This is a genomic window from Actinomadura sp. K4S16 (assembly GCF_008327685.1).
Taxonomy (GTDB): Bacteria; Actinomycetota; Actinomycetes; order Streptosporangiales; family Streptosporangiaceae; genus Spirillospora.
Genome location: NZ_BDDE01000021.1, coordinates 217,345 through 230,768, shown reverse-complemented (window position 1 = coordinate 230,768; position 13,424 = coordinate 217,345). Strand labels below are relative to the sequence as shown.

The following is a 13,424-nucleotide window of genomic DNA, read 5'->3' as shown; positions in this document are numbered from 1 at the left end:
ACCTGTGATCGATCACCTACCGGAGATCATCACTTGCCGGAGATGCGGTCCAGCGCGGGCGGGGAGATCGTGCCCTGCGCGGCGAAGTAGGCGACGAACGTGTCCAGGTCGATGGCGCCGAGGACCTGGTCCTTGCCCTCGGTGAAGACGCTGAAGCCGTCACCGCCGCCGAGGAGGAAGTTGTTCGCCGCGACCTTGTAGACGGCGGCCGGGTCGACCGGGGTCCCGCCGATGGTGATCGCCGAGACGCGGTCGCCGACCGGCCTGGTGCGGTCGATGGTGAAGTGCAGGTTCGCCGACGGCTGGAGGATCTTCTCGCCCGCCGGCGTCCACTGCTGCTCCAGCAGGGCGTCGAGCTGCGCGCCGGTCAGCGACGTCACGCCCATCACGTTGCTGAACGGCTGCACGGCGAACGCCTCGCCGTAGGTGACGACGCCGTCGCCCTCAGAGCCGCTCGCCTTGTAGACGAGGTCGGTGCGGACGCCGCCCGGGTTCATCAGCGCGACCTGGGCGCCGAGGTCCTTGGTCCCGGCGAGCTGGCCGTCCGCGATGACGTCGCCGAGCGCGGTCTCGCCCGCGGCGGAGGGGGCCCGGGTCAGATCGGCGGTGATCTTGCCGATGGGCTTGTCGGCGATCACGGAGACCCGGTCCTTCCAGGTCTGCACGAACCGCTGGGTCGCCGGGTCCGGCGGGACGTCCCGCGTCACGACGTGGTTGTCGCCCGTGACCGAGGACCGGACGATGTCGCCGGTGCGCCGGTCCACCTTGAGGTTCACCTCGGTGATGACGCGGCCGAAGGACGAGCCGGAGGAGAACAGCCGCGGGTTGCCCGCGGGGTCCTTGACCGAGCAGACGTACTGCTGGTGGGTGTGACCGGTCAGCACCATGTCGATCTCGGGGTCGGCCTGCTGGGCGATGCGCGTCCCGGCGCCCGGCACGACGCCGCACTCGTCCGGCCGCGAGCCGGACTTGACCTGGTCGCCCTCGTGCACGAGCAGGACCATGGCGCGGACGTGCCGGCGCTTCAGCTCGCGCGCGGCGCGGTTCGCCGCCTCGACCTCGTCCTGGAACTTGAGGTCCTTGATGCCCTCGGCCGTGACGATGCTCGGGGTGGTCTTGGTGACGACGCCGATGATGCCGATCCGGACGCCGTTGACGCGGCGGATCGTCCACGGCCTGATGGCGGGCCGGTCGTTCTTCTTCAGCAGGACGTTCGCACCGAGGTAGTCGAACTTCGCGCCGCTCCAGGTGCCCGCGGGGGAGCAGCCGTCGACCGGGTGGCAGCCGCCGTTCTGAATGCGGAGCAGCTCCTGGTAGCCCTCGTCGAACTCGTGGTTGCCGACCGCGGACGCCGTGACGCCGGCGTCGCCGAGGAACTGCACGGACGGCTCGTCGTGGTAGGCGGCCGAGATCAGCGGCGAGGCGCCGATCAGGTCGCCCTGCGCGACGGTGAGGGTGTCGCGGTTGCGCAGCTGCTTGAGGTGGGCCGCGATGTAGGCGGCGCCGCCGGCGGGGACGGCGTTGCCGTTCTCGTCGATGGCCGTGCCCGAGCTTCCGGAGGGGGGTTCGAGGTTGCCGTGGAAGTCGTTCAGGGCGAGAAGCCGCACGGACGCGGTCGGCGCGGGGCGCGCGGCGGCGGGTTGCGCGGCCACGCCCACGACCGTCAGCCCCGCCGCGGCGCAGGCCAGGAAGGTGCGTCGTCGAATCATTCTGAGGACGGTAGATTCGCTCGGCATCCAGTACCCGGCGGCCTGATGACGTTTCTATGACGAATTGACCAGGGGACATGCTCTCTGGGGGGTTCGCTTGGCGTGTGCGTTACGTCGGCGGCCGTCGGCATAGGCTGTGGACCGTGAGTGAGGTGCGGGCGCGCGGGACGCTGGGGGACGGAGAGGTCGCCGAGGTGCTGGCGCTGGCGCTGGCCGCGACCGAGGCCGACGGTGTGGGGCCGTTGTCGGAGCACGCTCTGCTGGCCCTGCGGGGCGGCCGGTCCGGGCTCGCGGTGTCCGACCGGGGCGCGGTCGTGGCCTACGCCCATTTCGATCCGGCCTCCGGGGAGGAGCCCGCCGCGGGGGAGCTGGTCGTCCATCCCGAGCACCGGCGCCGGGGGCACGGGCGGGCGCTGCTGCGCGCCCTGCGGGACGAGGCCGGCGGGCCGCTGCGGGTGTGGGCGCACGGTGATCTTCCGGCCGCCGCCGCGCTCGCGTCCGCCGAGCGGATGGAGCGGGCCCGCGCGCTGTTCCAGATGCGGCGCCCGGCCGCCGATCCGCTGCCGGAGGCGCGCGCCGCCGAGGGCGTGACGATCCGGACCTTCGAACCGGGCCGGGACGAGGGCGCGTGGCTGGAGGTGAACGCCCGGGCGTTCGCCGACCATCCGGAGCAGGGCGCCTGGACGATGGCCGACGTCCGCGAGCGCGAGGCCGAGGACTGGTTCGACCCGGCCGGGTTCTTCCTCGCCGAGCGGGACGGGCGGCTCGCCGGGTTCCACTGGACGAAGGTGCACCCGGGCGGGATCGGCGAGGTCTACGTCGTGGGCGTCGACCCGGACGCGCAGGGCCTCGGGCTCGGCCGCACGCTCACCCTGCGGGGCCTGCACCACCTGCGCGACATCGGCATGGACCAGATCATGCTGTACGTGGACGAGTCGAACGTCGCGGCCGTCCGCCTCTACGAGTCGCTGGGCTTCACCCGCCACGCCGTGGACGTCATGTACGCCACCACCGCGTAGCTCCCCGAGTCGCGCAGCACCCGACCGCGCGGCACCCGACCCGTGAAGCGCCTGCGACCTGGGAAAACCCGCGGTTACCCGCATCCCGGCGGGCCAACCCTCCTTGGGGCGGCCTCGACCGGGATTTTGGGCTTCTGAGCTGCACTGTTAACCCGGTGTCCACGACATATCGGGATATTCTTCGCAACTCTGCTCGTCCGCGTTCATTCGCCGTTCACCTGGATCGGGGCGGCTGGTCACCTCGCCTGCTTAGCGTCGTTTTCGACGGCGAACCCGTCGTCCGGTCGACGTGGGCCGGGGCGGCTCGGGGGACCCGCCCGACGAAACTCAAGGAGACCCTCCGGTGAAGAACGGTTCCCGACTCGCTGCCCTGGGCGGTGTGGTCGTCGCGGGGGCGCTGGCCCTCTCCGCTTGCGGAAGCGACAACAACACGACGGCGAGTTCGAGCGCTGCGCCGTCCGGCGACATCGACTGCGCCAAGGCCAGCGTCAACGCGGCCGGCTCCAGCGCGCAGAAGAACGCGATGGAGGAGTGGACGAAGCTCTACTCGTCCAAGTGCGCGGGCGCCAACCTGAACTACAACCCGAGCGGCTCGGGCGCCGGCATCCAGGCGTTCACGAGCGGCCAGGTGTCGTTCGCCGGCTCGGACTCGGCGCTGAAGCCCGAGGAGGCCCCCGCCGCGCAGAAGCGCTGCCAGGGGAGCAACGCGCTCAACCTGCCGATGGTCGTCGGCCCGATCGCGGTCGTCTACAACGTGAAGGGCGTGGACGGCCTCAAGGTCTCGCCCGAGACGCTCGCGAGCATCTTCTCCGGCAAGATCAAGACCTGGAACGACCCGGCGATCGCCAAGGAGAACGACGGCGCCAAGCTGCCGTCCGAGCCGATCAAGCCGGTCTACCGCTCGGACGAGTCCGGCACCACGGACAACTTCACGGACTACCTGCACAACACGGCGCCGAAGATCTGGACGTGGGAGAAGGCCAAGAAGTGGCCGAACTCCACCGGCCAGGGCGCGCCGAAGTCCGACGGCGTCAGCAGCCAGGTGAAGAGCACCGAGGGCTCGATCTCCTACGTGGAGATGTCCTACGCGACGAACAACCAGCTGCAGACCGCGCACGTCAAGAACGGCGCGGGCGAGTTCACCGAGCTGTCGCCGGACAGCGCGTCCAAGGCCGTCGCCGGGGCGAAGGTCGTCGGCACCGGCAACGACGTCGCGCTGAAGATCGACTACTCGACCAAGGAGCCGGGCGCCTACCCGATCGTCCTGGTCACCTACGAGATCGCGTGCGAGAAGGGGCTGCCGGCCGAGCAGGCCAAGTTCGTCAAGTCCTTCCTCACCTACACCTCCAGCGCGGACGGCCAGAAGATCCTGACCGACAAGGGTTACGCGCCGCTCCCGCAGAGCGTGCTGACCAAGGTCCAGGCGTCCGTCAAGGCCCTGTCCTGACAGCAGAAGACGGAAACCGCAGCCCCGCCGCCGACGACCTCGGCGGCGGGGCCGCCGCGGGTTCCGCCGACATGATCGAAGGAGGACGTCCCGTGACGAGCGAGACCGGTGTCCGGGCGGCCGCCGGCGTCGACCGCCGTGCGGCCGGGATGCGGATGAGCACCGGACGGGCCGGAGACAAGATCTTCGTCTCGGCGGCCCGCGGCTCCGGCATCACCGTGCTGCTGATCATGGCCGCGATCGCGGTCTTCCTCGTGTGGAAGGCCATCCCGGCCCTGCAGGACAACAAGGCGAACTTCCTCACCGCCGAGGAGTGGAACCCGAACGCGGCCCCGCCGAGGTTCGGCATCGCGCAGCTCGCGTTCGGGACGGTCGTCTCGTCGCTGCTGGCCATGCTCATCGCGACCCCGGTCGCGGTGGGCATCGCGCTTTTCATCTCCTTCTACTCGCCGCGGCGGCTCGCCTCCGGGCTCGGGTACGTCGTGGACCTGCTCGCGGCGGTGCCCAGCATCGTCTACGGGCTCTGGGGCCTGGCGTTCCTGTCGCAGCACATGGAGGGGATCAGCAAGTTCCTGAACGGGGCGCTCGGCTGGATCCCGCTGTTCGGCGGCGACTCCCCGGGCAAGAGCTCGATCTTCACCGCCTCCGTGGTGCTCGCGATCATGATCCTGCCGATCATCTCGTCGATCTCCCGCGAGGTGTTCCTGCAGGTGCCGCGGGCCAACGTGGAGGCCGCGCTCGCGCTCGGCGCCACCCGCTGGGAGACGATCCGGATGGCGGTGCTGCCCTACGGCCGCTCCGGCATGATCGGCGGCGCCATGCTCGGCCTCGGCCGCGCCATGGGCGAGACGATCGCGGTCGCGATGGTGCTGACCTTCGTCCCCGGGATCAACTGGCACATCCTGGAGAACGGCGGCGCCACGTTCGCGTCCAACATCGCCAACAGCTTCGCCGAGGCGTCCGTCACCGGCCGCGGGGCGCTCATCGCCTCCGGTCTGGTGCTGTTCGTGATCACCCTGCTCGTGAACATGGCCGCCCGCGCGGTCGTCGCGCGCCGGAAGGAGTTCGTGTGACCGCCGTCTCTACCGGCAAGCCCGGGCCCGGCGCCCGGCTCGCCCCGGTCTCCGCCGGACGCAAGATCAAGGACCGGGTCGTCCAGGGCCTGGTCTACCTCGCGTTCGCGCTGGCGCTCATTCCGCTGGTGTCGGTGCTGTGGACCGTGATCGTGAACGGCGCCAAGCGCCTCGACCCGACGTTCTTCCAGTTCTCGATGAACGCCGTCAGCGGCAGCGACGCCGGCGGCGGCGCCTACCACGCGATCATCGGCACCCTGGAGCAGGTGCTGATCACCAGCCTGATCGCCGTGCCGATCGCCGTGCTCACCGCCGTCTACCTGGTGGAGTACGCCGGGAACGGGCGGCTCGGCAAGCTGATCAGCTTCACCGTGGACGTGATGACCGGCATCCCGTCGATCGTCGCGGGCCTGTTCGTGCTGGCGCTGTGGCTGCTGACGTTCGGCTTCGACTTCTCCGGGTTCGCCGGCTCCCTCGCCCTGACGATCCTCATGATCCCGACGGTGGTGCGGGCGACCGAGGAGATGCTCAAGCTCGTCCCGAACGACCTGCGCGAGGCGTCCTACGCGCTCGGGGTGCCGCGCTGGCGGACGGTCTGCTTCGTCATCCTCCCGACCGCCATGACCGGCATCGTCACCGGCGTGATGCTGGCCGTCGCCCGCGTGATGGGCGAGACGGCGCCCCTGCTGCTCACGATCTTCTTCACCAAGGCGATCAACAACGATCCGTTCAACGGCGCGCAGGCCTCGCTGCCGACCTTCATCTGGGAGCAGGCCGCCGACCCCAACCAGAACTCGATCGACCGGGCCTGGACGGGGGCCCTCGTGCTGATCGGGATCATCATGCTGCTCAACCTGGTCGCCAGGCTCGTCGCGCGGCGCACGGCGCCGACAGGGCGCTGACCCCTCCGATCGGCTCGCAGAGCCCGCTGACCCAGAGAAAGGAACCCTGACCCCATGGCCAAGCGGATCGAGGTATCCGGGCTGCACGCCTACTACGGCGGCGTCCACGCCATCGAGGACATCTCGATGACGATCGAGCCGCGCTCGGTGACGGCCTTCATCGGGCCGTCGGGCTGCGGCAAGTCCACGTTCCTGCGCACCCTGAACCGGATGCACGAGGTCATCCCGGGCGCCCGCGTCGAGGGCAAGGTCATGCTGGACGACGAGGACCTGTACGACTCGGCCGTCGACCCGGTCGCGGTGCGGCGCGTCGTCGGAATGGTCTTCCAGCGGCCCAACCCGTTCCCCACCATGTCGATCTACGACAACGTGGCGGCCGGGCTGAAGCTGAACGGCGTCCGCCGCAAGGGCCGGTTGGACGAGGTCGTCGAGGAGTCGCTGCGCGGCGCCAACCTGTGGAACGAGGTCAAGGACCGGCTCGGCAAGCCCGGCGCCGGCCTGTCGGGCGGGCAGCAGCAGCGTCTCTGCATCGCGCGTGCGATCGCCGTCCAGCCGCAGGTGCTGCTGATGGACGAGCCGTGCTCGGCGCTCGACCCGATCTCCACCCTCGCGATCGAGGACCTGATCGAGAAGCTGAAGACGCAGTACACGATCGTCATCGTCACGCACAACATGCAGCAGGCGGCCCGGGTCAGCGACCGCACCGCGTTCTTCAACATCGCGGGGACCGGCAAGCCCGGCAAGCTCATCGAGATCGACGACACCAGCAAGATCTTCGCGAACCCGGAGCAGAAGGCCACCGAGGACTACATCACCGGCCGCTTCGGCTGACCGCCCGACCCTCAGGGCCGGCGGGTGCTGGTCCTTTGGGTCAGGGACCATGGCGCCGGCCGGGAGTCCGGCTCCCGGCCGCCGAGGATCGCCCTGGCGCAGGCCGCGCCCTGGTCGCGTAGGGATTGGGCGACCGTGGTCAGGCCCAGTGGTGCTGCCACCGCCGCGTCGTCCCAGCCGGTGACCGCCACGTCGCCGGGGACGGCACGGCCGGCCGCGTGCGCCGCTTGAACGACCCCGGACGCCTGCTGGTCGCTCATCGCGGCGATCGCGTCGGGCGGCTCCGCGGAGGTCAGGAGGGCCGTTGCGACGCGCTCCGCCTCTGCGGCGTCGTTGCGCGCGCATACGGCGACGGTCACGTCATGCCAGGCGGTCCCGGCGGCTTCGGCCGCCTCTCGATATCCCTCCAGGCGCTCGCGCGTCACCGGGAACAGGACGTCGGGGAGCTCCGCGCCCTTGGTGATCGAGGTCGTCCGGTCCCGGGAGAGCGGGAAGCTCACGATGGCCGGACGCGCGGCGCCCGCGAAGGCGACGGCGCCGACCGCTCGGGCCGCCGCGCGGTTGTCGATGCTCACCAGGCCCATCCCGTCCACCGCAGGGCCGCCGTGGACCACCGCGGGACGCTTCGTCGCCCGGACGGCCGCGAGGACGGGGTCGTCGTCGGACGTCGTCCACACGACGAACCCGTCGACGGCGGCGTCGGTGATCCGGGAGACGTCGTCGGCGGCGCCCGTGATCGGCGCGATGGTCATGCCGTAGCCGTGATCGGCGCAGACGTCGGCGATCCCCGCCAGGAAGGACACCGCCTCCGGGTCGTCGAACGCGTAGCTCAGGTGCTCGCCCATCACGACGCCGAGCGTGCGGGTGCTGCCCCGGCGCAGGGACCGGGCGCTCGGGTCGGGGCCCGGATAGCCGAGGCGGGTCGCGGCGGCCAGCACCTTCGCCCGCGTCCGGTCCGATACGCGGTTCGGCCGGTTGTAGGTGTAGCTGGCGGTCATCACCGACACACCGGCCAGTTCCGCCACCTGGGCCAGGGTCGCCCGCTTCGCGCCTCGGGAGGGTTCCATGGCCCTCAGTTTAGATGTGTATCGTTACACAAATGAGTGTCGGCAATCGGATGACGTTCCGGGCATACCTGGGCTTCGGGATGTTCGGAGCGTTCTGGGGGGGTGTGGGGCGCCTCGGTGCCGCGGCTCCAGGAGCAGGCAGGCGTCGGGGACGGCGGGCTCGGCTTCGCGCTGCTGTTCGTGGGCGCGGGGGCCCTCCCGGCGATGCTCCTGGCCGGACGTGCGCTGGATCGCCGGGGGCCCGGAGTCGCGGGCGCGGCCCTCGCCGCTCTCGGCGGCGCTGGAGTCCTCGTGGCGTTCACCGCTGTGAACCTGGCGAGCCTTTGCGTCGGGTTGGCCGTGGTGGGGGCTACCAGTGGGGCGGCCGACGTGGCCATCAACGCGGTCGCCGGGCGGGCCGAGAAGGCCGCCGGGAGGCCCGTCATCACCCGTGCCCACGGTGTCTTCTCCAGTCTGGTGGTGCTGGCGAGCCTTGCGACCGGGCTGGTGTCGTCGCTGCCGATCGCCGTTCCGTTCGCTGTCGTGGCCGCTGTCTGTTCGGGGACGAGTGTCGGCTTCAAGGCGGGTGCCGTGCCGGGGGCACGGTCTCGGCAGGTCGGGGCGCCTCCTGAGGAGGACGTCGTCCGGCAGGAGGCGGCGGTGCCGCTCGGGCGGCGCCGGACGGTCCCGTTGGTGCTCGTCGGGGTGCTGGGGGCTTTCGCGTTCGCCAGCGAGAACGCCCACCAGAGCTGGAGCGCGGTCTTCCTCCACGACGAGTTCCACGCCGGTGGGCTGAGCGCCGTCGCGCCCGCCGTCTTCGCGGGTACGGTCGCGATCACACGGTTCGCGGCGGGCGGGCTGACCGCCGTCCGCGGCGTCCTTCTCGCGGGGGCGGCGGGGGCCGCGGTCGGGGCCGCCGTCATCGCCGCCGCGCCCACCCCGGCGGTCGCCGGGGCTGGGCTCGCGCTGGCCGCCGCCGGGACGGCCGTACTGTTCCCGACGCTGCTCCGCCTGGTCGCGCGGAACGTCGACGAGGACCACCGCGGGCGCGCGACCTCGGTCGTCACGACCGTGTCCTACCTCGGGTTCCTCGCCGGGCCGGTCTACGTCGGGCTGTGGGCGGACGCCGTGGGGCTGCGCGGGGCCATGGTCGCGGTCGCGGCGCTCGCGGTCGCCCTCCTCGTCCTGACTCCGCCGCTGCTCCGCCTCAGCGGCTTCGGCGGCGCGGCACGGGACGGTCAGGCGCGGGCGGGAGTCTTCTCCTCGGCGTCGCCCGGGCGGTGGTCGGGGACGAAGCGGTAGCCGACGTTGCGGACGGTGCCGATCAGGGACTCGTACTCGGCGCCGAGCTTGGCGCGCAGGCGGCGGACGTGCACGTCGACGGTGCGGGTGCCGCCGAAGTAGTCGTAGCCCCAGACCTCCTGGAGGAGTTGGGCGCGCGTGAAGACGCGGCCCGGGTGCTGCGCCAGGTACTTCAGCAGCTCGAACTCCTTGAACGTCAGGTCGAGGACGCGGCCGCGGAGCCGGGCCGTGTAGGTGGCCTCGTCGATCGTGAGGTCGCCGCTGCGGATCTCGCCCGGGACCTCGTCGGCCTCCGCTCCGGCGGCGGCGCGCCCGACGGTGAGGCGGAGGCGGGCCTCGACCTCGGCGGGGCCGGCGGTCTGGAGCAGCACGTCGTCCAGGCCCCATTCGGGGCTCAGCGCGGCGAGCCCTCCCTCGGTGACGATCGCGAGCAGCGGGCAGTCGAGTCCGGTGGTGCGCAGCAGGCGGCACAGGCTCTTGGCCTGGACCAGCTCGCGGCGGGCGTCCACCAGCACGACGTCGGCCGGTGGCGCGTCGATGAGCGCGGACGCCTCGGCGGGCGCGACGCGCACGGAGTGCAGCAGAAGTCCGAGCGCCGGCAGGACCTCGTCCGAGGGTTCCAGCGCGTTGGTCAGCAAGAGCAAGCTGCTCAAATGCCGCCTCCCGTCTCTAAAAAGACGTAGGACCCAGGCGGCTCACCCTCCAGCCCCGGCACACGGCCAGCGGCTCGAAGACGAGGTGACCATGAAGGGCCTTTCGGATGAACTCCATGGCCTCGTCGCCCGGATCCCTCACCCCTGAGCATAACCGAGGTGGCCCCGGCGTCCATGGCGCGACCTGGCCGGACCGTGTCAGCGGGGGATGAGAGCCTGTATCCATGGCCAAGGGAACGATCCGGTACTGGGCGGCCGCCAAGGCGGCGGCGGGGACCCATGAGGAGCCGTACGACGCGGTGACGCTGGCGGACGCGCTGGCCGCCGCCATGGACGCGCGCGGCGACGAGTTCGCCCGGGTCGTGGGCAGGAGTTCGTTCCTCATCGACGGGGACCCGGTCGGGACCCGCCCGCACGCGACCGTGGCCCTGCCGGAGGGCGCTGTCGTGGAGGTGCTTCCGCCCTTCGCGGGCGGTTGAGCTCACCGCCGGAGGTCACGGTGGGTGGTCGGCGTCACGGTCAGTGACTGGGTGCGCATAAGGTGGTTGATCTCACAACGGGGTGATTTTTCGGTCTCAGAGGTCATCCTCCGGTGCGACCCCTTGCGGGCGGTTCGTTCACTAAGGTGTGGCGGGCGCGTGCCGCAGGCCGAAGGAGAGACATGCGGAAAGTACTGCTGGTCCTGCTGGTCCTGGTCGCCGCGGGGCTGGTCGCCGCGGACCGGATCGGGGTCCGGGTCGCGGAGGACAAGATCGGTGAGCAGGTCGCCGCGCAGTACAACCTGCAGGAGCGGCCGGACGTCACGATCCACGGCATCCCGTTCCTGACCCAGGCGGTCGGCGGCGAGTACAAGCACATCGAGGTGGGCATCGGCGACTGGACGCAGCAGGGCGTGACCGTCACCGGCGTCAAGGTCGACATGCGGGGCGTGGACGCGCCGCTGTCGGAGGTCACCAAGGGCAGCGCCGCCGACGTCACCGCGCGCACCGCGACCGCCTCGGCCGTCGTCCCCTACGACGTGATCCAGAAGCGGGCGCCCAAGGAGGTCAAGCGGATCGGGCCGAAGGGCGACGACCTGTCGGTCGACCTGACCGGCAACGTCCTCGGCGTCCAGTTGGCCGGCACCGCTGTCGTGCAGGTCAAGCCGACCGCGAAGGGCATCGCGATCTCGCCCGTGTCGGTGGGGTCGAACGGCGCGGCGCAGATCCCGCTGGCGCTGGTGAAGTCGCAGCTCACCTGGACCGTGCCGGTCTCCGACCTGCCCGTCGGGTCGCGGATCAGCCAGATCCAGCCCACGCCGGAGGGGCTGCGCGTGGCCGCGACCGCCGAGAACGTCCGGCTGAACGACCTGCAGGCGCCCACCGGGCAGTGATCCCCGCCCCCCCCGGGAGAGTGATCCCCGCCACGCCGGGAAGAAGCGGCGGGGGCGCGGGGTTGTACGGGCGATGATCGGAGCAGTGGTCGCCGCGTGCGTCCTCCTCGCGGCCACGGTGTTCGGCCTGGTGAGGCGGCGCCGTGACGGCGTGCTGCGCGCCCGGCGGGAGAGGGGCGGCGAGGTGGGCGAGACCGTCGGCGCGGACGAGCTGGGCGCCGAGCTCGGCGAGAAGGCCACGCTGCTGCAGTTCTCCAGCGCGTTCTGCGCGCCGTGCCGGGCCACCCGCCGAGTCCTCGGCGAGGTGAGCCAGATGGTGGAGGGCGTCGTCCATGTCGAGCTCGACGCCGAGGCGCATCTCGACCTCGTCCGGCGGCTGAACGTCGTCCGCACTCCGACCGTCCTCGTCCTGGACGCCACCGGACGCGTCGTCCGGCGCGCGGCCGGAGCCCCCCGCAAACCCGACGTCATCGCCGCTCTCGGGGAGGCCATCACATGATCCACTACGTGAGCGGCGCCCCGATGACCTGCGCTAAGACGAATGTCACTGTCTCGCAAGGCGAGACGGATGTGACAGCCCGTGGATTGTCGGCTTAACATCGTGTCCGTGCGTTACTGGACAGAGCAGATGCTCACGAAGCGCCGCGCGGTCGACTTCTGCCGCGTGGCCGCCTCGCTCTGTCGTATGGCCTGAGGCATCGAGCCCGTCCGCCCCCCGAGCAAACTTCGTCTTCTAGCTCGTACGCACGCTTCCACTCCGCCAGGAGCACCCCGATGCAGGTTGATCCGCGTGGGCAGCGCTTCGTCGCGTCCGTCACCACGGTCATCCTCATCGCCGTGCTGGTGACCGGAAGCTGGGCACTGCTCGCCGCTCAGGCCGTCGTGTTCGCCATCGCGACCTTCCTCGGCCTTCGGTACGCCCCGTACGGACTGGTGTTCAGAGTGCTCATCCGTCCCCGGCTCGCTCCCCCCAGGGAACTGGAGGACGAGGCCGCGCCCCGCTTCGCGCAGGGTGTCGGGCTCGCCTTCGCCCTCGTGGGCACGGCCGGGTACGCGACGGGGACCACCTGGCTCGGCATCGGTGCCACCGCCCTCGCGCTGGCGGCGGCGTTCCTGAACGCGGCGTTCGGGTTCTGCCTCGGCTGCGAGATGTATCTGCTCATCCGCCGCATCACCGCGAAAGTCCGCTCCGAAGGGAAGGTTCCCGCATGAGCCGCTCAGACGTCCTGGTGGACACCGACTGGGTCGAGGCCCACCTGGACGACCCCGGGCTCGTGCTCGTCGAGGTCGACGAGGACGTGTCCGCCTATGACAAGGGCCACATCCGTGGCGCCGTGAAGATCGACTGGAAGACCGAGCTGCAGGACCCGGTCCGCCGCGACTTCGTGGACAGGACCGGCTTCGAGCAGCTGCTGTCGAGCAAGGGCATCGCGAACGACGACCTCGTCATCCTGTACGGCGGCAACAACAACTGGTTCGCCGCGTACGCGTACTGGTACTTCAAGCTGTACGGCCACGACAAGGTGAAGCTCCTCGACGGCGGCCGCAAGAAGTGGGAGCTCGACTCCCGCGAGCTGGTCACCGACGTCCCGACCCGTCCCGCGACCCAGTACAAGGCCAAGGACCAGGACCTGGCCATCCGCGCCTTCCGCGACGAGGTCGTGGACGCGATCGGCAAGCAGAACCTGATCGACGTCCGCTCGCCGGACGAGTTCAGCGGCAAGCTGCTCGCCCCGGCGCACCTGCCGCAGGAGCAGTCGCAGCGCGCCGGCCACGTGCCGACCGCGGCCAACATCCCGTGGTCGAAGGCGGCCAACGACGACGGCACCTTCAAGTCCGACGAGGAGCTCCGCGCCCTCTACACCGAGGCCGGGGTCGACCTGAACAAGGACACCATCGCCTACTGCCGTATCGGCGAGCGCTCCTCGCACACGTGGTTCGCCCTGCGCGAGCTGCTGGGTCTGGAGAACGTGAAGAACTACGACGGCTCGTGGACCGAGTACGGCTCGCTCGTCGGCGTGCCGATCGAGCTCGGCGCAGGCAAGTAAGTCCGCCAGCACAGTCCGGCAG

The 13,424-nt window shown here is 70.9% G+C and carries 15 protein-coding genes; 12 read left to right on the top strand and 3 right to left on the bottom strand.

Annotated elements, in window-relative coordinates; genetic code table 11:
* Positions 1 to 29 precede the first annotated feature (29 nt).
* Positions 30 to 1,709 carry a bifunctional UDP-sugar hydrolase/5'-nucleotidase gene (locus tag K4S16_RS33825; protein ID WP_149263129.1) on the bottom strand — a complete coding sequence of 560 codons (1,680 nt, stop codon included), beginning with the start codon at positions 1,707 to 1,709 and terminating at the stop codon, positions 30 to 32.
* A gap of 143 nt (positions 1,710 to 1,852) precedes the next feature.
* Between K4S16_RS33825 and mshD the strand changes: the two genes are divergently transcribed.
* From mshD to pstB, 5 genes are all read left to right on the top strand, one after another.
* The gene (gene mshD / locus K4S16_RS33820) at positions 1,853 to 2,728 is read left to right on the top strand and encodes a mycothiol synthase (protein ID WP_235037238.1); all 876 of its coding nucleotides are present in this window, start codon (positions 1,853 to 1,855) and stop codon (positions 2,726 to 2,728) included.
* A gap of 343 nt (positions 2,729 to 3,071) precedes the next feature.
* Positions 3,072 to 4,175, top strand: a complete 1,104-nt coding sequence (pstS, locus tag K4S16_RS33815; protein ID WP_149263127.1) for a phosphate ABC transporter substrate-binding protein PstS — start codon at positions 3,072 to 3,074, stop codon at positions 4,173 to 4,175.
* A 92-nt stretch (positions 4,176 to 4,267) separates the two neighbouring features.
* On the top strand, positions 4,268 to 5,248 hold the full coding sequence (gene pstC, locus K4S16_RS33810; RefSeq protein WP_235037237.1) for a phosphate ABC transporter permease subunit PstC: 981 nt from the start codon (positions 4,268 to 4,270) through the stop codon (positions 5,246 to 5,248).
* A complete protein-coding gene (gene pstA / locus K4S16_RS33805) occupies positions 5,245 to 6,150 on the top strand; it encodes a phosphate ABC transporter permease PstA (RefSeq protein ID WP_149263125.1) in 906 nt (301 codons plus the stop codon). The genes pstC and pstA overlap by 4 nt, the downstream gene beginning before the upstream one ends.
* 54 nt (positions 6,151 to 6,204) lie before the next feature.
* Positions 6,205 to 6,981, top strand: a complete 777-nt coding sequence (gene pstB, locus K4S16_RS33800; protein ID WP_149263124.1) for a phosphate ABC transporter ATP-binding protein PstB — start codon at positions 6,205 to 6,207, stop codon at positions 6,979 to 6,981.
* Positions 6,982 to 6,992: 11 nt separating this feature from the next.
* Here pstB and K4S16_RS33795 read toward each other — a convergent pair whose 3' ends face one another.
* Complete coding sequence (locus K4S16_RS33795) at positions 6,993 to 8,048, bottom strand: LacI family DNA-binding transcriptional regulator (protein ID WP_149263123.1); 1,056 nt, start codon at positions 8,046 to 8,048, stop codon at positions 6,993 to 6,995.
* 117 nt (positions 8,049 to 8,165) lie between these two features.
* Here K4S16_RS33795 and K4S16_RS33790 point away from each other — a divergent pair, with 117 nt between their 5' ends.
* A complete protein-coding gene (locus K4S16_RS33790) occupies positions 8,166 to 9,329 on the top strand; it encodes an MFS transporter (protein WP_149263122.1) in 1,164 nt (387 codons plus the stop codon).
* On the opposite strand, the gene K4S16_RS33785 is transcribed toward K4S16_RS33790, so the two are convergent.
* A complete protein-coding gene (locus tag K4S16_RS33785; RefSeq protein WP_149263121.1) occupies positions 9,266 to 9,982 on the bottom strand; it encodes a response regulator transcription factor in 717 nt (238 codons plus the stop codon). The genes K4S16_RS33790 and K4S16_RS33785 overlap by 64 nt on opposite strands.
* Before the next feature lie 224 nt (positions 9,983 to 10,206).
* Between K4S16_RS33785 and K4S16_RS33780 the strand changes: the two genes are divergently transcribed.
* From K4S16_RS33780 to K4S16_RS33760, 6 genes are all read left to right on the top strand, one after another.
* A complete protein-coding gene (locus tag K4S16_RS33780; protein ID WP_149263120.1) occupies positions 10,207 to 10,461 on the top strand; it encodes a MoaD/ThiS family protein in 255 nt (84 codons plus the stop codon).
* A gap of 182 nt (positions 10,462 to 10,643) precedes the next feature.
* Positions 10,644 to 11,354 (top strand): DUF2993 domain-containing protein, encoded by a 711-nt coding sequence (locus tag K4S16_RS33775; RefSeq protein WP_149263119.1) that lies wholly within the window; start codon positions 10,644 to 10,646, stop codon positions 11,352 to 11,354.
* A 184-nt stretch (positions 11,355 to 11,538) separates the two neighbouring features.
* Complete coding sequence (locus K4S16_RS33770) at positions 11,539 to 11,853, top strand: TlpA family protein disulfide reductase (RefSeq protein WP_375708356.1); 315 nt, start codon at positions 11,539 to 11,541, stop codon at positions 11,851 to 11,853.
* 129 nt (positions 11,854 to 11,982) lie between these two features.
* Entirely contained in the window at positions 11,983 to 12,048 is a 66-nt protein-coding gene (locus tag K4S16_RS47015; RefSeq protein WP_353819285.1) for a putative leader peptide, read from the top strand.
* Between the two features lie 80 nt (positions 12,049 to 12,128).
* Positions 12,129 to 12,566 carry a DUF4395 domain-containing protein gene (locus tag K4S16_RS33765; RefSeq protein WP_149263117.1) on the top strand — a complete coding sequence of 146 codons (438 nt, stop codon included), beginning with the start codon at positions 12,129 to 12,131 and terminating at the stop codon, positions 12,564 to 12,566.
* A complete protein-coding gene (locus K4S16_RS33760; RefSeq protein WP_149263116.1) occupies positions 12,563 to 13,402 on the top strand; it encodes a sulfurtransferase in 840 nt (279 codons plus the stop codon). The genes K4S16_RS33765 and K4S16_RS33760 overlap by 4 nt, the downstream gene beginning before the upstream one ends.
* Positions 13,403 to 13,424: the final 22 nt, after the last annotated feature.